Here is a 25,718-nt window from a genome sequence, read left to right as displayed (position 1 = left end):
GTTATATTTAGGTTGTATGTTGGCGGCAATATCGCTAAGATTTGCGCCCCTTGAAGGAGCACACATGCCGAGTTCGCTGGTAATAGCCAATTGGAAAATGCATGGCGACCGCGCGTTTGCGGAGGCCTTTTTCTCGGCGCTGGATCTGACCGGCGTGGCTGCGGATGTGGCGATTTGTCCGCCTTTCCCGTACCTCTCTCTGGTGGCGGGCCGTGTGGAGCAGGCGGGCTTCGGGCAGTTGGCTCTTGGCGCACAGAGCGTCTGTGCGGAAGAGGGGGGCGCATTTACCGGTGAGGTGTCTGCGGACATGCTGGTTGATTGTGGTGTCCGGTACGTCATAGTCGGGCACTCCGAGCGTCGCAGTCTGTACGGGGAAACCAGTGAGCTTGTGGCAAGGAAATTTGCCGCAGTGAAGAAGGCTGGTCTGGTCCCGGTGCTGTGTGTCGGTGAGACCCTGGAAGAGCGCGAAGCCGGGCGCACGCTGGAAGTGATCAGCGGGCAGCTGCAGGCGGTCGCGGACTGTCTGGGTGTTGAGGCCTGGCGTGGCGCGGTAGTCGCTTATGAGCCAGTCTGGGCAATCGGAACCGGCAAGACTGCCGCTCCGGAGCAGGCTCAGGAAGTGCATCGCTTTATCCGGGAGCGCCTGGGTGAGGCAGGCGGGGATACCCCGTTGCTCTATGGTGGCAGTGTCAAGAGTGGCAATGCCGAAGCGCTGTTTACACAGCAGGACATCGACGGCGCGCTGGTTGGTGGTGCCTCACTCGATGCGAAAGAATTTGTTAGCATTTGCCGGGCGGCGGGATAATAACCCCGTTCACTGGCGGCGAAATGCAGAATATTGAATAATTGGGCCTGGCGCCCGAACAGTGGGTTTCCTGAAAATGGAAAAATTGGTTTTAATCTTTCACGTCCTGACTGCGCTGAGCATCATCGGCCTGATCCTGCTCCAGCAGGGTAAAGGTGCCGAGGCTGGAGCCTCTTTCGGTGCCGGCGCATCTCAGACGGTATTTGGTAGCCAGGGTAGTGGAAACTTCTTTTCCCGCCTGACAGCCATCATGGCAACGGTGTTCTTCGTGACGAGTGTCGGCCTGGCAGTTCTGGCCAAGCAGGCTTCAGAAGCCAACGTTGATGCCGACCTGCCCGAGGTCCCGGCAGCAGTTGAGCAGCCGGAACCGGCCGATGATCTCCCGCAGATGGAGAGCGATGTGCCGCAGGTGGAGTCCGACGATGCAGGTGAAGTGCCTTCGGCAGGAGAGATCCCGCAGGAGTCTGGTGAGGCCGCCGATGAGGTTCCGCAGGCGGAAGGCGAAGAAGGCCCGCAGCAGTAAGAGTATTGATTTTTTTGCCCAGGTGGTGGAATTGGTAGACACGCTATCTTGAGGGGGTAGTGGCCTATGGCCGTGCGGGTTCAAGTCCCGCCCTGGGCACCACATTAAAGACCAGAGAGATCTGGCAGCATCAGAAAAGCCCCGCACTGCGGGGTTTTTTTTGTTCTGCATGCGGCGGTGGCGGGTTGAAGTGCGTGCGCTGCGGGGGCGCGGTTCCCGATTGGGCCTGATTGCCTCAAGCGCTTTGTCTCTCGCGCCCGCGGGCTGCGGTGCCGGGCGACACTCTCATTGGAGGTGGGGCGCTCATGTGAGCTGGCGCATGCGGAAGGCCAGGCGTCCGCTCTGGCCACATGCTCTGCCGGTATCCAGAAGACGGCTTGCCGGTGGGCGCGGGTTTGCCGTGAGCAATTTCGATCTTCATGATCGGGCTGGATGCATTTCCGCCTTTCCGCCTGTGCCGTAATGAATGCGGGGTCCGGCTGCAATGTGACCCGTAACACTTTCTGCCGACGCATAAGCCTGGAGTGGAAAATATCCCGGTTTTTCCTCTCGCCACGCGCCGTAGTGTGAGCCAATGCGCGGGCCGGGGCCGCTCCATGGCCTGAATATCCGAGATTTGACCTGCCTCACATTTGCCCGCCCCCCGATTGCCATACAATCTCGCTGACCGATTGCCCCCTTATTCTCTGGGGGTTCCAGCGGCTACAGTCAGGCCGCGACATCACCGACGCTCGTTGTCAGCGGTAGGGTCAGAGGTAGGTATCATGAGCAGAATTCTTAAATTGACAGTCTTCATGCTGCTGGCGTCAGTCGGGTATGCCCAGGAAGTTAGCCGGGACGATATCCGCGGGCTGGATGAGCAGATCCAGGACGTGAAGAAAGATGTGATCAACCTCACGGCAGAACTCTCCCAGCTCGAGGAAAAGCTGCTTTTCCCCTCCAATACCCAGGCCTCCTTCTTTGTCTCCATGGCGGAGCCGCGAAACTTCAACCTTGAATCCGTAGAGCTGAAGCTTGGCGGGGAGGTGGTTGCGCATCACCTCTATACCTTCCGGGAGATAGAAGCCCTGCAGAAGGGGGGTGTCCAGAAGATCCACGTTGCCAATGTCCAGTCGGGGAGCCATCCCCTGCAGGTCCGGTTTATCGGCAAGACGAGCTCCGGCCGTGAAGTGACCGGTGAGGCGAGCTACGCAGTCGAGAAAGAGGTCGGTCCCAAGTTTGTCGAGATCAAGATTGCTGGTTCCGAGTCCGCGGTCAACTTCAAGGACTGGTAAGCATGTTTCCCCGTCTGGTACCGACCCTGATCGGCGCTGCCCTTGCGTCGCTGGCGGTTGCCCCCGCCGCAATTGCCATCGATCGATCCCAGGATGAGCTGAAAGACCTGTTCTTCGGTGCGGCCATGTATGAGGCCTACCAGGATCACTATTTCGACGCAATCGTCGACCTGGACACTGAGCTCGATCAGTATCGTCGACTCGACCAGCCCGAGCTGGACCCCTTTACGGCCCACTATGGGCAGGCTGAGTTCTCAGTGGGGGACCTGGAGCTTTCCTACCGGATGCACCAGGAAGCGGGGCGCGCGATCAAGGCAGTACTGGAAGCCGATGTGCCACAACCGGTGCGGAATGAGGCCGCCTACCGGCTCGCCCGCATTCATTATCATAAGCAGCAGCCGCGAAATGCCCTGCACGCACTGCAGATGATCGAGGGACGTGTCCCTGAGCGGGTGCGGGCAAAAGAGCGTTTCCTGCGGGCCCGGGTGTACATGGAGCTTGGCCGCTTCTCCGAGGCGGTGGAACTGCTTGAGGACCTTAAAGGAGAGGAGGGGCTCGCTGGTTTTGTTGAGTATAACCTGGGCATCGCCCTCCTGAAGGCCGGGGAGCAGGCTGACGGTATCGCTGAGTTGACCGCACTTGGCAAGCGACGCAGTCCCGACAGCGCCAAGCAGGCGCTCTACGACAAGACCAACCTGATGCTGGGTTCCCGTCTGATGGAGGCGGGAGAGCTCGAGCGGGCACGCCCCTACTTCGACCGGGTTCACCTGGATGGCCCATTCTCCAACCGGGCTCTGCTGGGGGCCGGCTGGGTCGAGGCGCGTGCGGGACGCTATGATCGTGCACTTGTGCCCTGGAAGATTCTGCAAAAGCGGAAAAAAACCGACGCCGCGGTTCATGAGGCGCTTCTCGCGGTGCCCTTCGCTTACGGCAAGCTGGATGTGCACAGCACGGCGGCCGTCAATTACGGTTATGCGCTGGATATTTTCGGCAACCAGATCGATACCCTCACCCAGTCAATCAAAAGTATTCGCTCTGGCAAGTTTCTCGAGGCCCTTCGCCGCAAGGAGGCCGACCAGGTGAAGAACTGGGTAGTGACGCTGCGCAGCATTCCCGGTGCACCGGAGACCCACTACCTGCTCGACTTGATGGCCTCAAATGACTACCAGGAGTTCCTGCGCAACTACCGGGATCTGAACGATCTGTTTGAGCGCAATGAAAAGTGGCTGCAAAGCCTGTCGGCATACGAGGATATTATTGCGCTGCGCCGGGGCTATTACGAGCCGCTGCTGCCGGGCCTGGACGAGAAGTTTCGCGCGCTGGACGCGCGGATCAAGCTGCGAATCGAGCAGCGCGATAGTTTTGCCAAGCGTATCGACCAGATGCTGGTAAGTCGTCGACCGGAGTTCCTGGCCAAAACCCCGGAGCGCAAAAGCCTGCTCCGCTTACAGCAAATCCGGGCAACACTTGACCGGCAACCGTCACTTGCGAGTGAGGAAACCGAGGACCGTGTTGCGCGCCTCGAAGGGGTACTGGAATGGCGCCTTGCGACAGAGTACGACGCGCGCCTGACCGAGGCCTACAAGAACCTGCAGAAGCTCAATACCGAGATCGAGAAGCTTCAGGTCGTATACAACTCTTACGTCCGCAGTCGCCAGGCTGCCACCCACAGTTATGTGGGCTATGACAAGCAGATCTCATCATTGCGGGCACGAATCGAGCGGGTGCAACCTCGGATCGAACAGTTGATGGCCCGCCAGGGCACCATGCTCGAGCAGATGGCCATCAATCAGCTGGAGGGCCGTCGCGCCCAGCTGGAGGAGTACCAGATCAAGGCGAGATTTGCCCTGGCAGACAGTTATGACCGTGCGAATGAGCTGCAGGAGCAGCGTGAAGACCAGCGTCTGATCGAGCAGTACGAGGCTGAGCAGGCTGGTCAGTCCATGCAGGAAGAGGCCACGGAACAACCCATCGATGGTGAACCGCTGCCCCAGGATACCCCGCCGGAGCTTGAGCCCGCGTCCACGGACGGGGAGGCTGCCCAGTGAAGGAAGCGAACGTTTTGAAAATGAGGCCGGTCGTAGCGGCTATGCGCGCGAGACAGTTCGCTGGCACCACCGGTGCAGCAATGCTGCTGGCATTGCTGGGCGGCTGCGCGGTCAACGACAGCCAGACCATTGGCAGCCTGCAAGATGTCGATATCGAAATCAAGGAAGAGAGGATCGAAGGCAGCCTGGAAAAAGCCCTGGCCAGTTACCAGAAGTACCTGCAGGAAACCCCGGAAACCGCCTTTACCCCGGAAGCGATCCGGCGGATTGCGGACCTGAAGATCAAGCAGGCGCACCGTGCCGAGGCGCGCTCGCTCGGCGAGGACATCGCGGCCTCGGGCGGTTCCGGCAGTGGCGCGGCAGTTTCTATCGATGCGAAAGGTCGCCGCGAGGGCGGTCGCCTGATGGCGCCGGACACAGGAACAGCTCCGGCGGCCTCAAGTGCACCGGCGAAGGCATCGGGTATCGCCTCGCGGAGCGGGGAGTCAGACCAGGCTTTTGAGGCCCGTGCCAGTGCCGGCGTGGAAATTGCCACCGATAACTCGGCGGTGGCCGTGCCCGGTGATAACCCGGACGCAGTGCTGGCAGCCAATGCCATCGAGGCTATTGGCCTGTACAAGCAGTTGCTGGAGAAGTACCCGCACTACGAGCGCAATGACCAGGTGATGTACCAGCTGTCCCGGGCCTATGAAGAGACCGGGCAGATCGATGAGGCGGTGGATGTCCTGCGCCAGATGGTTGCGAAGTACCCGCAGTCCCGCCATGCCGACGAAGCCTATTTCCGCCTGGGTGAGTACTACTTTACCCGCAAGAAATACCTGGATGCCGAAGAGTCCTATGCCAAGGTTATCGCCATGGGTGAGGCGTCGAGCTTCTACGAGATTTCGCTCTACAAGCGGGGCTGGGCCTTCTTTAAGCAGGAGCTGTATGAGCGCGGCCTGGATGACTTCATCGCCATGCTCGACTACAAGGTGTCACAGGGGTATGACTTCGAGCAGGAGGCCAACGACGTTGAGCGCAAGCATATCGAGGACACCTTCCGTGTCGTCAGCCTCAGTTTTTCCTATCTCGGTGGTGCTGAAGCCATCGTCGACTACTTCGAGCGCAAAGGCGCCCGGGATTACGAGTCCTATGTCTACAGCCAGCTCGGTGAGTACTACCTCGACAAACGTCGTTACCAGGATGCCGCGCTAGCTTACAACACCTTTGTGGAGAGGAATCCGCTGCACCGGGTTGCGCCGGACTTCTCTATCCGGGTCATTGAGATCTACCAGAAGGGTGGCTTCCCACGCCTTGTACTGGAGTCAAAGAAAAGCTTCGCCAACACCTACGCACTGGAAGCGGAATACTGGACGGTATTCGATATCAATGAATACGGTGAGGTCGTTGAGTTCCTGCAGGCCAACCTGATTGACCTGGCGGGGCATTATCATGCCGCTTACCAGAACAAGCGGCTCAAGGATAAAAAGGCAGAGCATTACCGTGAGGCTATCCACTGGTATCGCAGCTACCTGAAGTCTTTCAGCGACAAACCCAAGGCGCCTGAGATTAACTTCCAGCTGGCAGGCCTGCTGCTAGAGAACCGCGACTTCCGCCAGGCCGGCGTAGAGTATGAACGGACAGCCTACGACTACCCGACACACAAGCGATCCAGTGAGGCGGGTTACGCAGCTGTATATGCCTATCGCGAGCACCTCGCCAACAAGCTGAAGGATGCACCGCCGGCGCAGCAGGCGCCATTCAAGCGGGAAATTATTCGCTCGTCCCTCAAGTTCGCCGAGACCTTCCCGAAACACAAGGATGCCGCCCAGGTAATGGTCGGTGCGGTGGAGGACCTGTACAGCCTCGAGGACTACGCCCAGACGATCGAGCAGGGGCGGCTGCTGCTGGAGCGGTTCCCGCAAGCCAAGCGGGAAATCCGCCAGTCGGCCTGGTTGGCAGTCGGTCACGCATCGTTCGAAACCGCTGCGTTTGCTGAGGCTGAGGCCGCTTATAAGCAGGTGCTCACGCTTACCCCGCCGGATTCAGAAGATCGCGCCGGTTATATCGATAACCTTGCGGCCTCGATCTACCAGCAAGGTGACCTGGCACGAAAGCAGGATGATCACAAGACGGCCGCGGGACACTTCCTGCGCATCCGCAAGGCCGCGCCGGGGGCCACTATCCTGGCCACCGCTGAGTATGATGCGGCTGCCTCCCTGATTGTCCTGGAAGACTGGATGCAGGCCGCTGCAGTGCTGAAAGGGTTCCGGCAGCATTTCCCGCAGCACGAGCTGATCAAGGAAGTGACCAAGAAGCTGGCAGTCGTGTACCAGGAAAGCGGCCAGCTGATGCTGGCGGCAGCGGAATTCGAGCGTATCGAACGCGAATCCGAAGACGAGGATGTTCGCCGCGAGGCTCTCAACCAGGCTGCGGACCTGTACAGTGCCGCGAAGCGTGATGATAAGGCTCTGGAAGTACTGCGACGTTATGTACAGCTCTTCCCCTCACCAATGGAACCGGCGCTTGAAACACGCCAGAAGATCGCGGACCTGCACAAGGCTGCGGGAAACCAGTCTGCATACATGGATGAATTGCGTCAGATGGTGAGGATTGAAGCGCAGGGCGGCAGTCAGCGTAATGACCGGACGCGCTACCTGGCCGGTAACGCTGCGCTGGTCATTGCCGAGCCAAAATATGACGCCTTCACCCAGATCAGGCTGGTAGCGCCGATCGAGCAGAACCTGAACCAGAAGCGCATCCGCATGAAGGCGGCTATCTCTGCCTATTCCGACCTGATTGACTATCAGGTGGCGGATGTTACGGCGGCAGCCACCTTCTACCTCGGTGAGATCTACCTGCATTTCAGCAAGGCGTTAAAAGAGTCGGAGCGACCAACCAATCTCTCGCCGCTGGAACTGGAAGAGTACGAGCTGGCCCTGGAAGAGCAGATTTATCCGTTTGAGGAGAAAGGTATCTCCGTCCACGAAAAGAACGTGGAGCTCCTGGGAATGGGAATCTACAACACCTGGGTGGAACAGAGTATCGAGCAGCTTGCGACTCTGGTGCCGGCGCGTTATGCGCGACCGGAAGAAGCCGGGGACTACCTGCCGACGATTGTACCCATTCCGGAAATACCCGCGCCGGAGCTGGCGGAGGGAGAAACCGCGACCACCGGTGATGGTTCAGCTACTAAGTTCACGCAGCCCTCTCCTGATCAGGAGGGGACTGATGGCGAAGAGTCGCCGGCCGCGAACAAAGACGTGGCCCGATCTGCCGGGGATGAGACCGGCACGCAGACCGATGATCGTGAGTCATGATGGCTGTTGGGGCCACAGGCCGCCGGCTTCACCGGCGCGAGGGGGAGGTAAGGTAACCATGTGGAAACTGTCAGGCAAAGCGGCAGCCCGCGCCCTATGTATCGGGCTGGTGATTTTTCTGGGGGCCTGTGCTGGCGGGCCTGCCAAGACCGGCAAGGTTGCCGATTACACAAAGGTGCGGGTTGCCGGTGGTGTCAGCCGGGATTTTGAAGAATCTCTGCAGTTGCTCCATGCCGGGGAATACCAGCAGGCGATCTCGCTTCTTAATGACGTTGTCGAGCGGGAGCAAAGGCTTCCTGCTCCCTATGTAAATCTGGGCATCGCTTACTATAAAAGTGGTGATCAAAAGCACGCGGAAGAATCCTTCCTTAAGGCACTGGAAATCGATCCCGTTCATCCAACGGCCAATAATGAGCTGGCAGTCCTCTATCGCAAGCAGGGCCGCTTTGAAGAGGCCCGCAAAATCTACACCGACGCTATCTCCAGCAATCCGGAGTACAGCCCGTTAGTTAAAAATTTAGGCATTTTGTGTGATCTCTATCTGCAAGATCTCCAGTGTGCTCTGGCACAATTCGACCAATACCTGAAATTAAATCCGGATGATCAGGAAGTGACCATCTGGATGGCGGACCTCAAGCGGAGGGCTGGACGATGATTTCCAACAAATTCCTTTTCCGGTGCTTTTTCCCGATGGGCCTGACTTGCGTGCTGGCCGGACCAGTAACCGCGCAGGAGCAGCAGTCCGGGAAAAAAGTAGATACGGAGGTGAAAGAGCTCTCCGGTATTTCCATTATCGGTAACAAAGAGGCCCCCAAGTCTCTGTACATTGTGCCCTGGAAGAACTCAGAAGTGGGTGTGGAGACCGAGTTGGTTTCCAGCCTGATGGACGACAGCCTGAAGCCGCTGGACAAGGAAGTGTTTACGCGCGAACTCGAGTTTTACGAGCTCAGTCTTTCCGACGAATAAAATAGCCTGATAAGCACGGAACGCCTGTCAGTCTTTCCATTAAATTAAAATCGAAGCTTACCGCAGTATTTTCAAGAGGGTTAGTGATGGACTTTTTCAACAGCGTAATCGCGTTCTTCCAGACTGGTGGTGCATTTATGTACCCCATTCTCGTGGTCTTCGCGCTGGGGGCCGCGGTGGCCGTTGAGCGCTATATCCGCCTTGTATACGAGCGGCACACCAATCGCGCGATGTGGGACAAGGTGCAGCCCGTCCTGGCCTCCGGTGACTTTGATCGCGCCCGAAACCTGGTCAAACAGGATGACTCCGGCGTGAGCAAGCTTCTGTCGATGGGGCTTGCGCGCCAGGGGGCCGTCCGCCGTCGTGAAGATATCGAAATCGCGATGGAAGAGAGCATGATGGAAATCATTCCACAGCTGGAAAAACGTACCCCGTACGTGGCGCTGTTTTCCAATATCGCTACGCTGCTGGGCCTGCTGGGTACCATCATGGGCTTGATCGAAGCCTTTACTGCGGTAGCAAATGCAAACCCGGCGGAAAAGGCAGACCTGCTTTCTGCCAGTATCTCCGTGGCGATGAATACCACCGCCTTCGGCCTGATGGTCGGTATTACCCTGCTGATCGTCCATGCCCTGCTGAATTCCCTTACCGGTGAAATTGTCGATAGCCTGGAAATGGTATCCGTTAAGGCGCTGAACATTATTTCCATCTCCACCCGCCGTCGCGGTGAGGTGAAAAGCGAAGAGAAGACGGCCGATTCCCCTGAGGATTCTGTCAATGCTGAGGAGGAAAGCGCAGCTGCAGACACTGGTGAGCCTTCCAGTGCTGAGGACGCAACAGTCAAGACCGAAGAGCAAGAAGATGTAGCGGAAGTGGAAAAAGCGTAATGAGAAGAGGGCGCCACGGGAGAAACAAAGAAGCTCCGGAACTGGACATTACCGCCTTCCTCAACCTGATGGTGGTGCTGGTACCGTTCCTTTTGGTGTCGGCGGTCTTCTCCCGCGTCACTGTTATGGAGCTCAACATGCCGTCCGGGGCCGGCGGCGGTGCGCCGGACGACCCTGTTGTGACAGTAGAAGTGGTAGTGCGGAAGGATCGCCTGGAAATCAGTGATGGCGAACAGGTCATCGCGCGGTTCCCCAACCTGAACCAGGACGGAGAATCGGCGGCTGACAACAGCGCGCCAACCGCAGTCTCCGGTGAGGACCTGGAGCAGGGTGATGCAGAACTGCGCCAGACCGAAGAGATCTACGATCTGGCAAAACTCAGTGAATTCCTGCTGAAAGTAAAAGGTAACTACCCGGAAAAAACCGATGCGATGATCCTCATGGAGCAGGATATCGCCTATGAGTACCTGGTTGGGGTGATGGATACCGTTCGCGGTGCGGAAGTGCGTCGCGAAGGTAGCGACCCTGATGATCCGGAATCGGTGGAACGGGTTGAGCTGTTTCCGGATATTTCAATAGGAGATGCGCCGTGAGACATGAAAGCCGACGCATGAAACGCATGTCCCGGAGCCGTCGCCGGAAGGCACCGGGAATGAACCTGACATCACTGATGGACGTTTTTACCATCCTGGTGTTTTTCCTGCTGACCAATACATCGAGTAACGAGGCCCTGGATCCGCCGAAGGTGATTACACTGCCTGACTCAGTGGTTGAGTCAAAGCCGCGCGAGACCGTCACCCTGATGGTGACTGATCAGGAGGTGCTGGTTGAGTCCAAGCCGGTGATGAGCACCGAGGATCTGGTCCAGAGTGAGTCGACCGTTGTCGAGGCCATCAAGGAGGCGATGGTAGCGGAAATGGATAAAGCCCTGAGTGTCGCACAGGCTGAGGCGCAGAAGGCACAGGGAGAAAGTGGCGAGGCAGTGGCGGAAGCCACTGAGCAAGCAGCGGCAGAGCCTCCGGAAGTCAATATCCTCGCGGACCGGGGCATCCCCTTCAACCTGTTGAAGAAGGTCATGTCCAGTTGTACCGAGGCCGGCTATACACGGATTTCTCTGGCGGTTATTCAGAAAGCATCTCAGGGTTAGTGGAAGTTCGTGAGTAATTTAGACCAACAAAAGCAGGCGATCAGCGGCGAGCTGGAAGAGATTCGCCAGCGGATTAGCGGACTTCAGGATGAGCAACGCCAGATAGAGGCGAAGCTTGCCGACCTGTCCGCTGAATCTGAGCAGCACCAGTTATTGGCTGATATCACTGCAAAGCTCGCCCGACTTGATGAGATAGGGAAGGCGACGCTGTTCTGGGATAACGATTACAGCGAGAGTGCCTCCCGAGCGGTCGTCGAGCGCGCCCGGCGCAAGGTTGATGTCTATCATACCAACGTCGAGATGCTCGAGGAGCGTCGGCGGCGGGTGCAGGAGAAAATCGAGCACGACGAAGAGGAGATCCTGCATCTCGACGAGCGTGCCGAGCAGCTCCGTCGTGCGGAAGAAGACAAGCAATTTGAGTTCGAGGTCACCCGTGAGCTTGAACTGTCTGACAGTCGTGTGCCGGTCATGCCATGGCATACGGCGAGTGAGGACGATCGCCGCTTCCGTCGTTGTGTGCTGGTAGCCCTTCTCCTGGCTTTGTTCCTTGGGTATACCATACCTATGTGGACGGTTCCCGAGCCGGAGGATGAAGTGGTCGAGATTCCCGAGCGCCTGGCGAAGCTCGTGATTGAGAAGAAAAAGAAACCCAAGCCGCCGCCCGAGCCGGAGCAGCCAAAGAAGAAGGAAGAGAAGAAGCCCGAGCCCAAGAAGCAGAAGGTGGCCAAGGAAGAGCCCAAGCCGACCAAAGCGGAGAAGAAGCAGGCCAGGAAAAAGGCCGAACGCTCTGGGGTACTGGCATTCAAGGACAATTTCCAGGACCTGATCGAGGATGACCTGGACAATCGCCTGGGTGAGCGAACCCAGCTCAGTACAGCGGGTAAGAAAGAGAACAGCAGTCAGCGTTCCCTTATTACCGCGGCGGCGAAATCTGATAGCGGTGGTATCGCCAGTGCCAATATCAGCCGCAACGTTGGTGGAACCGGATCGTCAATGGAGGGCGTGGCCTTCTCGCGGGTGGAGAGTTCCATCGGTAGTGAGGGTGACTTCGCGGGAGAGGAGAGACCTCTCAGCGATGGCACAGGCCCGTCCCGTACGGATGAGGAAATCCAGATTGTCTTTGACCGTTACAAGGCCGCCCTCTACCGAATCTATAACCGGGAGCTGCGCAAGAATCCGGCTCTGCAGGGCAAGATGGTCCTGAAACTGACGATCGAGCCGGACGGCTCCGTATCTGCGGTGAGTGTCGAATCCAGTGATATGGATTCCCCGGCGCTCAACAGCAAGATCACGGCGCGGGTGAAGCGGTTTAACTTCGGTCCCAAGGCCGGGGTGCCGACAATCACCATCCTGTACCCGATCGACTTCCTGCCGGCAGGGTAACCCTGCCAACGCTTCCCTCCTCTTATGTGGGGGGGAGCGTTGCGGGCCGGCTCTTGCCGGCCCCTCTTTTTACTTCCCATCCTGTTCCTTTTCTTGCCTTCCCTATATGTTGCGCGCATCCATGTGAGAACTGCGTGGCAAAGATACCAAAAAAAATTCCACAAAATTTTATTTAGACCTGCTTCACGGCCCGGTGGTTCCCCTGTAGATAGAGTGCGCGCTCTGGGCAGGGCGAGCCCGGCTTCCGCACCTGTTGGGTGTGCGGATGGAAAGCGATTTTTTTTGGCTTTGAAGGGATTCCGATGTTGTTTGATGTGGCGGGTCAAGACTTACTCAAGAATGTATGTGCCGGTATATTCCTGGCGTGCCTGAGTGTGACGCTTCCTGCTGAGCGCGCCATGGCTGACCACAACTGCCCCGTCAACAGCCCGGATAATCCGGCAGGTTTCAATGTCGTGGAGCATCGCTTTTCCCAGAGCTGGTGTACGCTCTGTGGCGATGGGCAGGTGACCATTGAGATCAACGTGCCCAGTGGTATTCGGGGCTTTAACCAGCACATCGAAAACCTGGTGGTAACTGAAAACCTTGGTGCCAGCGGCCTCGAATATATTCCCGGGTCAACGTCGGTCAGCAGTGGGCTGGTCCTTGGTGAGCCGACGGTCGCAGGCAACACGCTGACCTGGGATGCCTCTGACCTGTCTGCGCTGGCCTCGCGCGATGAGGGCAGCAGCATGACGATTACTTTCGGTGTCCGAAGTCGGGATAACCTGGAAGAGGACATCGTTACTGCCAATCGTTTCATCGGAGCAGAGGCTTCGTTCGATTACTGTTCCTTTCCGCGTGAAACCGATCGGGACATCATTGAGCTGGACCTGCGCGAACCTGTTCCCCAGTTGATAAAGCGAGGCAGGAATATAGACGCGGCGCAGGCCAATTACACTAATACCGTATACGGCAACATCAACGATGATGTTGTCTGGCGTGTGAACATCCGTAATGCCGGCGATGGGGATATGCAGGATGTGCGGTTTGATGATCTGATGTCCAACCCCAATATGGATATCACCCATGTATGCCCGACAGAGGGCGCCGCGCTTGCCATTGCCAACAATAACGGTGCAGGCTCCGCTCCCGGGTGTGAGGTTGCCTCGAACACCATCAGTGACTTTGCGTTGGATACGCCTTTTGCCAATGGTGGTAGTGATGCCAATGGAGCCGCGATTGACGTTAGCGCCGGGAGTAGCCTGAACGTCTACATCGTTGGTAAGGTAAATACCTCCTGCAGCAATGGCACCAATACTGTCAATGATTTTGAGTGGGGTTGCGAGATTGACGGCAGCACCGGTATCGGTGGTATTAGCCAGACATCTTCCGGTGGTGGACCTTACAGCGCCACCGCCCAAATGCGCTCGGTTTCCTCCGGCGACCTGACGATTATCCGGCAGATTACCGGTACAAATACTGCCCAGCCACTGGGAACAAGTGGCTATGTGACCCTGACGATCCGTAATCTTACCGGTGGATCGGTGCGGGATATTGATTTCATAAATGACCTGCCTGCCGAGTATGTGGTCGATACCAGCTACACTCCGCGGATTATCGCTATCAACAGGGGGGTTGGACATGCGGGCAGATACGCAGCTACTTTCGCCGGTATGGTCGATACCCTTGAATGGCGAGTCGGGTCGACCTGGAACCGGTGGGAGTCCGACCCGCTGCGAAACAACGCCCCCGAATTCCGTCTCCTGAGCAGTACTACCAACCCGGATTACCCGGACCAGCAACATATGCTGCGTCATGGGGATGAAGTCGTGATCCGGTTCCGGATCGTGACGACGGAACCCGATTTCTTCGACAAAGTCGCCAACCTCGATGTCGACGAGGAAACTGCCGGTGATAACACTGACCCCAACAGCAATATAACGCTTGCCGAACCGAATACGCTGACTGCGAGCTTCAGCGATTTCTGCACCGGTACCACTCGTGCTCAGGTCGAAACGGACGCTGTCACGCCGGATCCGGAGGATCTGGACATCACGACGGTCTATCCCCTGTACATTGTGCGTGACAGCGGGACCTCACCGCTGACGGTTGATATCACCAATAATGGTGGCCACCAGGCCGATGATTACTTCGTTTACGTTTCATTCGGCCAGGCGATGACAGTATTGGGTAATGACAGGAACTGCAGTGCTGTAGGTTTCCCGCCCGCACATCCAGTGTGGAATGACCCGGACTATGTCCCGGAGTCTGCTTCTGTTTACCGTTGTACTGCGGAGGAGCTGGGTGTGATTCAACCGGGGAGTACCGAGCGTATTATTTTCCAGGTTGAAAAAAATCACGCTGCGACGGAGGATGACCTCACCTTCCGCGCCGACCTGATCGGTGAGATCACGCTGAGTAATGGCACATCTCTGGATTTTCCCGACCCCGCAGACCTGAACGGAGACCCCGGTACAACCCCTTCCCGGCAACAGGCAAATAACTACTCCCTGGATGGTATTCGTGCGCGGGTACTGGGCTTTAACCTGGTGAAGAAAGTAAGGGGCCAGTGTACCGAACTGAACGAGGCCGGCTTTGCCAATGAGGACGTCATCATCGGTGAGGACTGCAGGGTGGAGTTGCAGGCTGGTGGCTGGTTCGGGTTTGAGACGCCAGGCTATACCCTGATTGAAGTCAACAATGTCTCCTTCGGAGATGACTTGCCCGATGGCCAGGGATACATCTCAGATAGCCCCCTGGCGTGCAGCGATGTGTCGCTGCCGGATGTGGCGTCCCGTTGCGTCGATCTTCGGGCCAGCAATAACATCAATGAACTCGGTGGACTCAATGTGGAATTGAGTGAGACCGACCCTTTGTGGCAGGTTGACGGAGTAGTCGACCAGCGTGATCGGTGGTTCCTGAACGACCTGACCACCCGTATACTCAACGATCCGGTTGATTCGGTCTCTACGCCAAACCAGCATGGCGCTGAGAGCACAGATTTCGGGCGCGCAGCCTTTGCCGCGGTTTTCGAAACCGAGGGCGTGCAAGAAACCGTTGTGGTGGATAACGCAACGGGCGTCCCAGTAGATATTCCCGGATATCCGCCCGAGGCGGACTGGCGAGTAGACCTGACCGTTACCGAACCGTTCCTCGAGGTAGAGAAGCAAGTCTGTAACGAGGCACTATATGGCCTCGGGACCGGCTGCAGTAACTTTGTCGACCTGACAGATGAGGGGCACCGGGACCAAACCTATATTTTCCGACTTAGAGTGACCAACCGGGCCGCCGATAATGGCGTTGATCGTGCGCCCGCGTACGATCTGGTTATTACCGACACGCTTGATGGCTCTGGCCAGATGTGTGTCGAGGGGCTGGATGCCGATGGACTGGACAACGATGGGGATGGTGTTGCCGAGACAATTGGCGGCGACGATGGCCTGGTAGGCCTGGCAGCAAACCAGGATGACTATGACCCAGCCGTGCATTGCGCAGAGAACGGTAGCCCGGCGGTAATCACTTTCTCTTACAACCAGTCCGCGGCCCTGGAGCGCCTGAACCCGGGTGAGTCCATAGACCTTTACTACCGGGTGAAGCCACACCCGACCGTGGCGCCACAGCAGCTGTTTACCAACACGTTTTTTGCCCGTTACGACAGCCTGGAAGGGGATTCAGGGAATCAGAATGTTCCAGGGATCGATAGTGACTCTGACAATGACGGCCTTGCCGATGGCACACCGGAGATCGGTCGTGCCCGCCACTATCGCTCTGCCGACGCCGAGGCGCAGATGCGCATTATCGAAGTCCAGGCGCAACCCAAGGCAGCGCTGGCGCTCTCAAACAGTGCGGCAAGTGGGTCCGGACGAGATACTGCGGTTGTCGGCGAGGAAATCCACTACCAGCTGACTACGCAGGTTCCCGCCGCCAAATTACGTAACTTTATTATTCGGGATGAGCTGCCAGCCGGGATGCGCTGTGTTGATGCTCCGGTTGTTGACCTGGATGCCGCCCCATACGATGTGGCGGGCTTTATTCCCGGGGGGGAGATTACGCCCACCTGTACCAGCACCGGCAGCAACGACTATGTGGAGTGGGATTTCGGAGACCAGGAAGTGACGATGGTTTCCGGTAGCCTGTTTGATTTCCAGATTGAATTCGTCGCCCGTATCGAAAATAGCCAGTTTACGAATGATGGCGATGTCCTGGTCAACGGCGGTAGTGGCACGGTAGCAGACGCGCGCTATATCGACCGGGCAGGAAACCTGGTGGTCGTTCCGTTTGCGGCCCACGAAGTAGAGATCCTGGAGCCGGCGGTCACACTGACCAAGTCCTTTTCCGTGTCGGAAGCCGATGCTGATGATGTACTGACAGTGACGGTCACTGCAGAAAATACCGGTTCTGCGACCGCCTATAACCTCCAGGTACTGGACGACCTGACTGACAGCAGGCTAATTTTTCTTGGAAATATTGGCGGTGCGGATCCGCCCGAGAACACTGACACCACAACGGTAGGGAACAATGCGCCGATATTCAGCTGGAGCCCGGCGAGCGGCGGCTATTCGATCCCTCCCGGGGAGCGCAGGAGCTTCACATTCGACATCCAGGTCGAACAGGATGTAGCGCCCCATGAAATTCTCGACAACACCGCCGAGGGTCGCTGGCAGTCACTGCCGTCGAGGAATGTCGCGCTGAACCCGGCTGGTCAAATTGGCGAGGATGGTGCCGCCGACGGTATGCGAATCGGCGTTCTGCCCAATGCCGGCGATGTGACCAATGACCATGAAACCACCGCCGCAGCTCAGGCTGAGGTGCCGCAACTGGTATTGTCCAAGTCCGATCTTTCCCCCACAGTCGTTCCGACGATCGGGGCTCACAAACAGTTCCAGGTTGAGGTGCGCTTTCCGGAAGGGATCAGTGAAAGCGTCACGCTGACGGATCAGTTGGGCACAGGCTCGGCAAGCTATGTGCTGACACACAATGCCGATTATGACATTGCTTACGAATTTGTCGGGATTGACGCAATCAACGGGCAGGCACCGGCAGAGGCCGCATTCAACAGCCATCCTGGTAATAATTCCTCTGGCAATGTCACCTGGGATATCGGCGAGGTTGAGACCGGGAGTGAAAATGATACAGCGGGTAACGCCATTGAACCGGCCATTCGCATTACTTATTTCGCCCGGGTCGATAACGAGATCGTCTCCGCCGATGCGGGGGACTCGCTGCAGAATTCCGCCAACCTGACTTACCTGGATGGTGAAACTGGGGCAACCCGAAACCTTGCGGACAATACCCCGGTTGTTACTGCGGTCGAGCCGCGGCTTGTGATCACCAAGACCGTGACCAATACCACTGGCGCCCCCGGCCTGGCACAGGGCGGCGATGTGCTGGAGTATGTCGTTACCGTAACCCACAGTGAATCGACGGCGGATGCATTTGACCTCAATCTGGTCGACGATCTGCCGCCGGAAGTCCAGCTTGATGGCAGCTTCACACCCACGGCCACTGTCGATGGCAATCCGGTAGCTGGCTTCGAGCCCGTGCCTGCGGGTGCGCCCGGTGGCCCACTCAACTGGGGCCGTGATAACGGTGACAATAGCCTCGACCTGCCGCTTGGCAGCACCCTGCAGCTGACGTACCGGGCCACTGTGGAGTCTGTCTTTGGCCAACCGGTGGTCAACAGTGTCCTGCTGGACTGGACATCGCTCGATGACAGCGAGTCCAACGACACGGTTTACGAGCGCCACGGCATTGGTTGCCCGATTACCAGTGCTCCCAACGATTACTGTGCGGGTCCGGCCGAAGCCCCGCTCAATACTGAAGACAATACCGGCCTGGAAAAACGGGTAGTCGCCGACAGCTACGATGATCCCGCCGACAGCATCCTGCGGGTGGGGGATACTGCGACTTATCAGCTTCAGGTAAATGCTCAGCCCGGTACAACCAATGCGGTGAGCGTTACGGACGTCCTGCCCGCAGGACTCACCCTGGAATCCTTTACCATCAACGGTGACGATACGGCCCCGTACAGTGCCGGAGGTGGTTACAGTTATACCGATATCCCCGCTGCAGCAGTTCCCGCGCCCGGTGCTACAGGGACACTCGAATGGAACCTGGGGGATATCACGCGGGAGCTGGGTACCGCGACTCCTCTGGTAATCGAGTATGTGGCACGTGTCACCGAGAACAATGGTATCCCGCATGCGGCCAGCACCCCACTGACCAATACCGCGAGCCTGACCTACACCGACGCAAGCGGCAACCCGCCGGCGAGCGACCCACGGCTCGAGAGCAGCGCCACGGTTACGGTGGTGCAGCCCCTGCTTGATAGCCTGGAAAAGATTGATCGCGATGGGCGCAGTAGCCCATACGTGGTTATGGACCTGGCCAACGAAGTCATGCGGTTCCAGCTGCGGGCGTGTAATGCCGGTGACGCACCGGCTTATGGCCTGCAGTTGACTGACGATCTGCCGATGGAGATGGACGAGGCCTCGATCGAAAACCTGGATCTGCGCATCGCTGGTATATCTCTCGATCCCGCCGATTACAGTTATACCGCCCCGGCTGCACGGGGCGATGACATGATCTTCGCACTGGATACCGCCGTCGACCCGGGGCAGTGCCTGGAGATTGACTACGATATCGGTTTCTATCCCGATGTGGGCGGTGGGCAGAACTGGATCAATACCTTTACGGTGGATGAATACTGGTCCCTGCCGCCCCGCAATGCGCAGCAGTACAGCCCGGTGGTTGTACCCTTGCCCTACCAGATGAATACTGCTCCCACGAGTGTGGACCCGCTGCAGAAAATCCTGCTGCAGCCGGGAGACGGCACTGCGGTGGTGGGCGAAGAGGTTGTATACCAGCTGTTGGTGCCGGCCAGCGACAGTGCCTCGGCCATTTATGACCTGGTGATTACCGATACCCTGGATCCCGCGCTGGAAATCACCAGCGTTACTGAAATCAGCGGCAACGGTTTGGCTCTGGATGACAGCAATACCAGCGGCAATCGCCTGGACCTGCGAATTGGCCTGTTGCCCGCCGGGACACAGGCCCAGATTGAGATTCGCGCCCGGGTGGCCAATAACAGCACCGCCCAGGCCGGATACAGCTTCCAAAACGTGGCCAGTTATACCTATGCCGAGTTCGATGGTGGTCCCGCCATTGATGGTGGTGCAGGAAATTCGAGTTCGCTCACCATCATCGAGCCGGCACTGGCGCTGGCAAAAAACATCGGCAACCAGACCAGTCCCGGCAGCGCGCCGGATGCCGGTGATATCCTGCGGCTGACACTCGATATCAGCGAAGCGGGTGGTGCAAACAGCGCCGATGCACTGGACCTGCGGGTAAGCGAGCAGCTGTCCCCGGGCCTGGAGTATGTCAGTGGCTCTGCCTCTTTTGCCGGTGCAGGCCTGGCCGATCCGGTGGTGACCGGTGACGGAGTCGCTGTGCCCCAGCAGCTTACCTGGGATCCGGGCAACAGCGACCTGGATATCGCTTCCGGTTCGACCGCACAGCTGTTCTATGATGTACGGGTGACGGATTCCGTTCTCGCGCTGGCTGACCTCACCAGCACCAGCCGCATCGAATGGACCAGCCTCGACGACGATAACAGCGGGCCCTATGAGCGCAATGGCACTGGTTCCCCGGCGCTGAATGATTACTTAATCGGTGGTGAGCTGGCCAGCCTTCCCGCCGCCAATGACAGCTTGCTTGCCAAGAACCGCATCAGTGACAGTTTCAACGCCGCCGACAGCCAGCTGCGTGTGGGTGACCTGGCGGAGTATGAGTTGCGCGTCAGCCTGCAGGAGGGTAGTCACCCGAATGCCGTACTCACTGATACCCTGCCACAGGGCATGGTGTTCGCCGGCACCCTGGCGGTGAATGGTGATACCAGTGCACCGTTTGCTGCGGCTGCGCCCTTCAGCCATAGCGATATCGGCGAGCCGGTCCAGAGCGGCGATCCCCTGGCCGGCCCGACCACCGTTAGCTGGAATGTCGCGGACCTGGTAAATGCCGGTGATAACGATGCAGCCAATGATGAATTCGTCATCCGCTACCGTGCGCGGGTGCTGAACCAGGACGTTCATCCCTGGCCGGCCAATAGCACGCCGCTCGACAACAACGTCGACTTTACCCGTGATATCACTGGTGGCAGCGATAGCCTCACCGACGGTGAAACACTGGACCTGCTGCAGCCGGACCTGGCTGTGGCTGTTACCTCCAGCCCGGCCGATGGTGCCACCCTGGCGCCCGGCGACACCGTCGACTATACCGCTACCGTCACCAATAACGGCTCAGCGCCAGCCTATGACCTGGTCTTCCGGGACCTTATCCCGGTGGGGCTGCGGCAGGGTGGTGTCACCGTGCAGTCAACCAGTGTAAATGGAGCCGCCGCCGCTAACCTGGCGCCTGCCTATGATGCCGCTACCGGTGAAGTAACCTGGGACTTTGGCGAAGGCTCCGGTTATGCCATCGCACCCGGTGAATCACTGCAGATAACCTATCGGGTGGAGGCAGATGGCAACCTGGGTGCCGGGTTGTCGATCCAGAATGGGGCTTACGCCGAGGTGTATTACTCGCTGGATGATGATGAGCTGCCGGTTCTGTCCGGACTGTCAGTTGATGTCGACATGCGCGAGGATTACGGTCCCACCGCACCTGTCGGCATCCAGTTCAATACTCCCAGTGCCGAGGACCTGCTGATCGAGAACACCCAGCCGAATGCCTCGATTGGTGAGCCTTTTGCCTATCGGGTCACTATCCCGGGTACCGGCCAGGGCGCCGCCCTGAACGACGTGCGGGTGCTCCTGGACCTGGGTGCTTCTTCAGCGGACCTGGTATTTGTCGAGGCAGTGAAGGTGTCTGGCAGCGCGAATTTCTCGCCGGTGAATACCGGCTCGGCAACTGACCTGGTGATCGAGGATATCGCCAACGGTATCGATGTGCCGGCCAACGAGACTGCAGTCATCGATGTGATCGTGCGCCTGCGCGACAGCAGCCCACCCAATGTGGATGGCCTGGCCTTCACCAATAGCGCCACTTATCGCTATAACTTCGAGAACGACAACGCTGCCGCGGGGCAGGGCACCGGTGGTGGTAACACCACCGCCGAAATGACAGTGGTCGAGCCCACTGCACTGACACTGGACAAGTCGGGCCCGGCCAGTGTGCAGTCAGGCCTGCCGGGGACTTTCGTGCTCGATGTGCACAATGCCGGGACCGGCCCGGCCTGGGGTATCAATATCACCGATATTCTGCCGAGCCCGGATCCGGGCGGTATGTGCGAGACGCCACCGGAAAACGTCGTGGCGGAAATTGTGGATGCCGGTGGCAGCCCGCTGGTCTCGCTGGCCCCAGGTACTGACTTCACTACGGCCTTTGACGAGGCGACCTGTGTATTGACCATTGCCACGGCTGGCAGCAATGCAATGGTGCCAGCGAATCACCACCTGCGCTTGAGCTATGGCGTATTCCTGGATGCCGATACGCAGGATGGTGCCGACCTGGTTAATGTCGCCGGCGTTGAGCGCTGGTACAGCTGGGACAGTGCCGCCCCGGATGCGCGTGAGTACACCCGGCCGGCCCCCACTGACGGAACTCCCGGTCTACTGGATCATGAGGATGCATTCACCACTGTTGCCGCGGTGCCTAATGTGGCCTTTGCCAAGGTGGTGGAGAATATTACCCGTGGTGAGAGTCCTGCTGTCACGGCGAATCCTGGCGATGTACTGCAGTACACACTGGTTTTGCGCAACCTCGGTGGCCTGGATATCAGTGAGGTAGGAATCACTGACGACCTGGATCGGCTCAATGCGAACGCGCGGTACCAAGCGGGTTCCCTGAAACTGGTCAGCTTCCCCGCAGGAGCGGATACGTCCAATACCAGTGCTGCAGGTGGTTCTGCAGGCAGCGGCATGCTGGACCTGCGCGACCTGGTGTTGGGCGCGCAGGGGTCCGGTGCAGACCAGGTCGAAGTGGTTTACCAGGTAAGCCTGGCTCCAGTTATCGACAATGGCACAGAGGTACTGAACCAGGCCCGGGCACTGCTGCCGGGGCAGGAACCGGTCGACAGTGATGACCCGAATGTGAACGGCACGGATGATCCCAACGTAGCGGGTGACGAGGATCCGACCCGGGTAGTGATCGAATCCGCTCCGGACCTGGTGGTTGAGAAAACCTCAGTGGATATCAGCGGTGATGCAGACCTACTGCTGGCCGGAGATACCTTGCGCTACACCCTGCGGGTGCGGAATACCGGCGACGAGGATACCGGCGAGGCACTGTTGCGGGACCAGGTGCCTGCCAACACTACTTATGTGGCGAATTCCACCACACTGAACGGCGCGGCGGCAGCAGATGTGAGCGGCTCCTCGCCCCTGGCACTCGGGATGTCGGTCGCTTCGCCGGGATCGGGGGAGGGGACGTTGCTTGCCGACCCGACCGGATCTGGCGCTGGTGAAGCGTTAATCACCTTTGACGTGATCATCAATGACGTCAATGACGGCACCATCATCTCCAACCAGGGTTTCCTGAATGGCGAGGGTGCTGCCAGCGGTGCCTTCGAGGAGGTGCCTTCCGATGATCCAGGCACCGATGCACCGCTGGACCCGACAATCGATATTGTCGGTGATGTGCCACTCTTGGTGGTGCAGAAGAGTGTGGCAATCTCGGAAGATAATCTCACTGCGGGTATTGTCGATCCCGGAGATTCACTGCGCTACACCATTACCGTCAAGAACATAGGCGGCGTGGATGCCACCGAAGCCGAGCTGACTGACCTGATCCCGGCCAATACCACCTACGTGGCCGGCAGCACCACGCTGAATGGCATTGTGGTTAGCGACAACGTTGGCGGTGAAGCGCGTCTGGCCACAGGCCTGCCAATTTCCTCAAGAGACCTGACCCCGCCCCTGCCCGGTGTGGCCGAGGGCGTGATCAGCTCCGGGCAGGCTGCCACCATCGTCTTTGATGTGACGGTCGATGTCGGTACCGCGACAGGGACCGTGATCCGTAACCAGGGCAGCGTAGCCACGGTGGAACTGCCAGGGACATTGACTGACGCCGATGGTAACCCGACCAACGGCGCCCAGCCGACTGATGTGGTGGTGGGGGATGCGCAGCAGCTCTCGATCACCAAGGAAGTCGCCGTGGTGGGTGGCGGCGCGGCCGAAGCCGGGGCGAGGCTGGAGTACCTGGTGCGCGTGACCAATATAAGCGCGGTTCCGGCAAGCCACGTGGTCATTGCCGATGACCTGCTCACAGCAGGTGAGGGTGTGCTGACTTACGTTGCGGACTCCGCCTTGCTCAATGGCCAGCCGGCGGGCATCTCCGTGAATGGTTCCGTTATCACCGCCGACTTTGGTGCAACCTCCGGCGACCTCGCGGCTGGTGATTCCGCGACGCTGCGCTTCCAGGCAGATCTGGGGGCAGAACTCGAAACCGGTTACACGGTTGTGAATACCGCCATGGTGAACTGGAATGATCCTGCTTTGGCCGAGCAGGCCAGTGTAACCATCGATGTGGGCGGCACGCCGGGAATCGCCAACCTTGCCGGCTACCTGTGGCGCGATACCAATTTCAATGGCCAGCGGGATGCCGAAGAGCCATTGTTGCCCGGCTGGACAGTGGAGCTCTATTTCAATGACGCCATGCAGGAGACACTGCAAAGCGATGAAGATGGATTCTTCATATTTGATGGCCTGGTGCCCAATGGCGCCGGCGGTGCCGGTTATGAGCTCCGCTACATAGCTCCCAATGCAGGTTCCAATACCGCTTCGCTGGGCAATGCGGACTCGGACTTCACCGACGGTCCCCAGCAGATCAGCGAGATTTTTGTGGCATCCGGTTCCAGCCCCCAGGACCTCAACCTGCCGCTGACACCTAACGGGGTGATCTACGATTCCGTGCTGCGTGTGCCAGTGTCCGGTGCCGTGGTTACCATGCTGCGCGCCTCTTCAGGGGCGGAACTTCCGGACAGCTGCTTCGACGACCCGAAACAGCAGGGCCAGGTGACCCTGTCCGGTGGTTACTACAAGTTTGACCTGAACTTCAGCAGTGCCGGTTGCCCGGCGAATGCCGACTACCTGATCCAGGTGGAGATGCCGGGGGATGGCTATGTTGCCGGCGAGTCGGCGATCATCCCGCCGCAGACCAATGTGGACACCGCGGGCTTCGATGTGGCGGCCTGCCTGGGTAGTGGTGCGGACACCATTCCGGGTACGGCGGATTACTGTGAGGCGCAGGCCTCGGCGGCACTGCCAGCGCTGGATATCGATGCACGCAGCCCGGAGACGGACTACTACCTGCGCCTGACGCTGGACGACAACCGCATCCCGGGTGAGAGCCAGCTGTTCAACAACCACATCGCGATCGACCCGCAGCTGGAAGGTGCCGTGTCGATCACCAAGACGGCGGCGATGCTGAACGTCACCCGCAGCCAGCTGGTGCCGTACACCATCACCTTCAGCAACACCACCGGGGTGCCGCTGACGGACCTGCAGCTGGTGGACTTCTTCCCGGCGGGCTTCAAGTACATCGCCGGGTCGGCCCGCGTCGATGGCGAGGCGATTGAGCCGGAGGTTAACGGGCTGCAGCTCAGCTGGTCTGGCCTGCGTGTGGATCCGGAGCAGACCCGTACGGCCAAGCTGTTACTGGTGGTTGGTTCCGGTGTGGGCGAGGGCGAGTACGTCAACCGGGCGCGGCTGTTCAATGGCCTGTCCGGCCAGCAGTTGTCCGGCGAGGCCTCGGCCACGGTGCGGGTGATCCCCGACCCGACCTTCGACTGTACCGATGTGATCGGCAAGGTATACGACGACAAGAACATGAACGGCTACCAGGATGCCGGTGAGGGCGGTGTACCCGGTGCACGGGTGGTGACGGCCACCGGCCTCAATGCCACCACCGATGCCCACGGCCGCTTCCATATCACCTGTGCGGTGGTGCCGAACCAGGATCGCGGTTCCAACTTTGTGCTGAAGCTCGACGATCGGAGCCTGCCGAGCGGTTATCGTCTCACGACAGAGAACCCGCGGGTGCAGCGCGCCACGCGGGGCAAGATGATCAAGTTCAACTTCGGCACCAGCCTGCACCGGGTAGTGCGCCTGGACCTGGCCGAGGCGGTGTTCGAGCCGCAGACCACCGAGCTGCGCCCGCAGTGGCACTCGCGCACGGAACTGCTGCTGGAAAAACTGGCAGAGGCGCCATCGGTGCTACGCCTGTCCTACCTGGCCGAGAACGAGGATCCCGCGCTGGTAGAGCGTCGCCTGCAGGCGATCAAGGCGCAGGTGGCCGAGGCGTGGGCGGCCGAGTACGGCGACTACGAACTGACCATTGAAACCGAGGTATTCTGGCGGCGCGGTGCGCCCCCGGGCAAAGGCGAGGGAACAGGAGGATGGGAGTAAT

12 protein-coding genes and 1 tRNA gene are annotated in these 25,718 nt (G+C 58.9%); all 13 read left to right on the top strand.

The window, feature by feature from the left end:
- Positions 1 to 64 precede the first annotated feature (64 nt).
- The 13 genes from tpiA to LVD11_RS01475 all read left to right on the top strand — a co-directional run bounded on the left by tpiA (position 65) and on the right by LVD11_RS01475 (position 25,717).
- Positions 65 to 805, top strand: coding sequence for a triose-phosphate isomerase (gene tpiA, locus LVD11_RS01535; RefSeq protein ID WP_237055259.1), 741 nt, complete (start codon positions 65 to 67; stop codon positions 803 to 805).
- 76 nt (positions 806 to 881) lie between these two features.
- Positions 882 to 1,328 (top strand): preprotein translocase subunit SecG, encoded by a 447-nt coding sequence (secG, locus tag LVD11_RS01530; RefSeq protein WP_237055257.1) that lies wholly within the window; start codon positions 882 to 884, stop codon positions 1,326 to 1,328.
- A gap of 16 nt (positions 1,329 to 1,344) precedes the next feature.
- Positions 1,345 to 1,430, top strand: a tRNA-Leu gene (locus LVD11_RS01525).
- 662 nt (positions 1,431 to 2,092) lie between these two features.
- A complete protein-coding gene (locus tag LVD11_RS01520; RefSeq protein ID WP_237055256.1) occupies positions 2,093 to 2,602 on the top strand; it encodes a hypothetical protein in 510 nt (169 codons plus the stop codon).
- Positions 2,603 to 2,604: 2 nt separating this feature from the next.
- Positions 2,605 to 4,650, top strand: coding sequence for a tetratricopeptide repeat protein (locus LVD11_RS01515; RefSeq protein ID WP_237055253.1), 2,046 nt, complete (start codon positions 2,605 to 2,607; stop codon positions 4,648 to 4,650).
- A 41-nt stretch (positions 4,651 to 4,691) separates the two neighbouring features.
- Positions 4,692 to 7,949, top strand: a complete 3,258-nt coding sequence (locus LVD11_RS01510; RefSeq protein ID WP_237055251.1) for a tetratricopeptide repeat protein — start codon at positions 4,692 to 4,694, stop codon at positions 7,947 to 7,949.
- Between the two features lie 58 nt (positions 7,950 to 8,007).
- A complete protein-coding gene (locus tag LVD11_RS01505; protein WP_237055249.1) occupies positions 8,008 to 8,604 on the top strand; it encodes a tetratricopeptide repeat protein in 597 nt (198 codons plus the stop codon).
- Entirely contained in the window at positions 8,601 to 8,915 is a 315-nt protein-coding gene (locus LVD11_RS01500; RefSeq protein ID WP_237055247.1) for a hypothetical protein, read from the top strand. Before LVD11_RS01505 ends, LVD11_RS01500 begins: the two co-directional genes overlap by 4 nt.
- Positions 8,916 to 9,001: 86 nt before the next feature.
- Positions 9,002 to 9,802, top strand: a complete 801-nt coding sequence (locus LVD11_RS01495) for a MotA/TolQ/ExbB proton channel family protein (protein ID WP_237055245.1) — start codon at positions 9,002 to 9,004, stop codon at positions 9,800 to 9,802.
- A complete protein-coding gene (locus LVD11_RS01490) occupies positions 9,802 to 10,395 on the top strand; it encodes an ExbD/TolR family protein (RefSeq protein WP_237055243.1) in 594 nt (197 codons plus the stop codon). The genes LVD11_RS01495 and LVD11_RS01490 overlap by 1 nt, the downstream gene beginning before the upstream one ends.
- 59 nt (positions 10,396 to 10,454) lie before the next feature.
- On the top strand, positions 10,455 to 10,949 hold the full coding sequence (locus LVD11_RS01485) for an ExbD/TolR family protein (protein WP_237055241.1): 495 nt from the start codon (positions 10,455 to 10,457) through the stop codon (positions 10,947 to 10,949).
- 9 nt (positions 10,950 to 10,958) lie between these two features.
- Positions 10,959 to 12,332, top strand: coding sequence for an AgmX/PglI C-terminal domain-containing protein (locus tag LVD11_RS01480; RefSeq protein ID WP_237055239.1), 1,374 nt, complete (start codon positions 10,959 to 10,961; stop codon positions 12,330 to 12,332).
- Between the two features lie 398 nt (positions 12,333 to 12,730).
- Complete coding sequence (locus LVD11_RS01475) at positions 12,731 to 25,717, top strand: isopeptide-forming domain-containing fimbrial protein (protein WP_237055237.1); 12,987 nt, start codon at positions 12,731 to 12,733, stop codon at positions 25,715 to 25,717.
- Position 25,718: the final 1 nt, after the last annotated feature.

It is taken from the genome of Microbulbifer sediminum, from assembly GCF_021729035.1.
Taxonomy (GTDB): domain Bacteria; phylum Pseudomonadota; class Gammaproteobacteria; order Pseudomonadales; family Cellvibrionaceae; genus Microbulbifer; species Microbulbifer sediminum.
The sequence above is the reverse complement of the archived record's forward strand: the minus strand, read 5'-3'. Positions and strand labels throughout refer to the sequence as shown.

Excerpts from the sequence above, each read along its gene's own strand:
- LVD11_RS01520 (WP_237055256.1), top strand. The coding sequence starts at position 2,093 with ATGAGCAGAATTCTTAAATTGACAGTCTTCATGCTGCTGGCGTCAGTC.
- LVD11_RS01500 (WP_237055247.1), top strand. The coding sequence starts at position 8,601 with ATGATTTCCAACAAATTCCTTTTCCGGTGCTTTTTCCCGATGGGCCTG.
- LVD11_RS01495 (WP_237055245.1), top strand. The coding sequence starts at position 9,002 with ATGGACTTTTTCAACAGCGTAATCGCGTTCTTCCAGACTGGTGGTGCA.
- LVD11_RS01485 (WP_237055241.1), top strand. The coding sequence starts at position 10,455 with ATGAACCTGACATCACTGATGGACGTTTTTACCATCCTGGTGTTTTTC.
- LVD11_RS01490 (WP_237055243.1), top strand. The coding sequence starts at position 9,802 with ATGAGAAGAGGGCGCCACGGGAGAAACAAAGAAGCTCCGGAACTGGAC.
- secG (WP_237055257.1), top strand. The coding sequence starts at position 882 with ATGGAAAAATTGGTTTTAATCTTTCACGTCCTGACTGCGCTGAGCATC.
- LVD11_RS01510 (WP_237055251.1), top strand. The coding sequence starts at position 4,692 with ATGCGCGCGAGACAGTTCGCTGGCACCACCGGTGCAGCAATGCTGCTG.
- LVD11_RS01475 (WP_237055237.1), top strand. The coding sequence starts at position 12,731 with ATGGCTGACCACAACTGCCCCGTCAACAGCCCGGATAATCCGGCAGGT.
- LVD11_RS01505 (WP_237055249.1), top strand. The coding sequence starts at position 8,008 with ATGTGGAAACTGTCAGGCAAAGCGGCAGCCCGCGCCCTATGTATCGGG.
- tpiA (WP_237055259.1), top strand. The coding sequence starts at position 65 with ATGCCGAGTTCGCTGGTAATAGCCAATTGGAAAATGCATGGCGACCGC.
- LVD11_RS01515 (WP_237055253.1), top strand. The coding sequence starts at position 2,605 with ATGTTTCCCCGTCTGGTACCGACCCTGATCGGCGCTGCCCTTGCGTCG.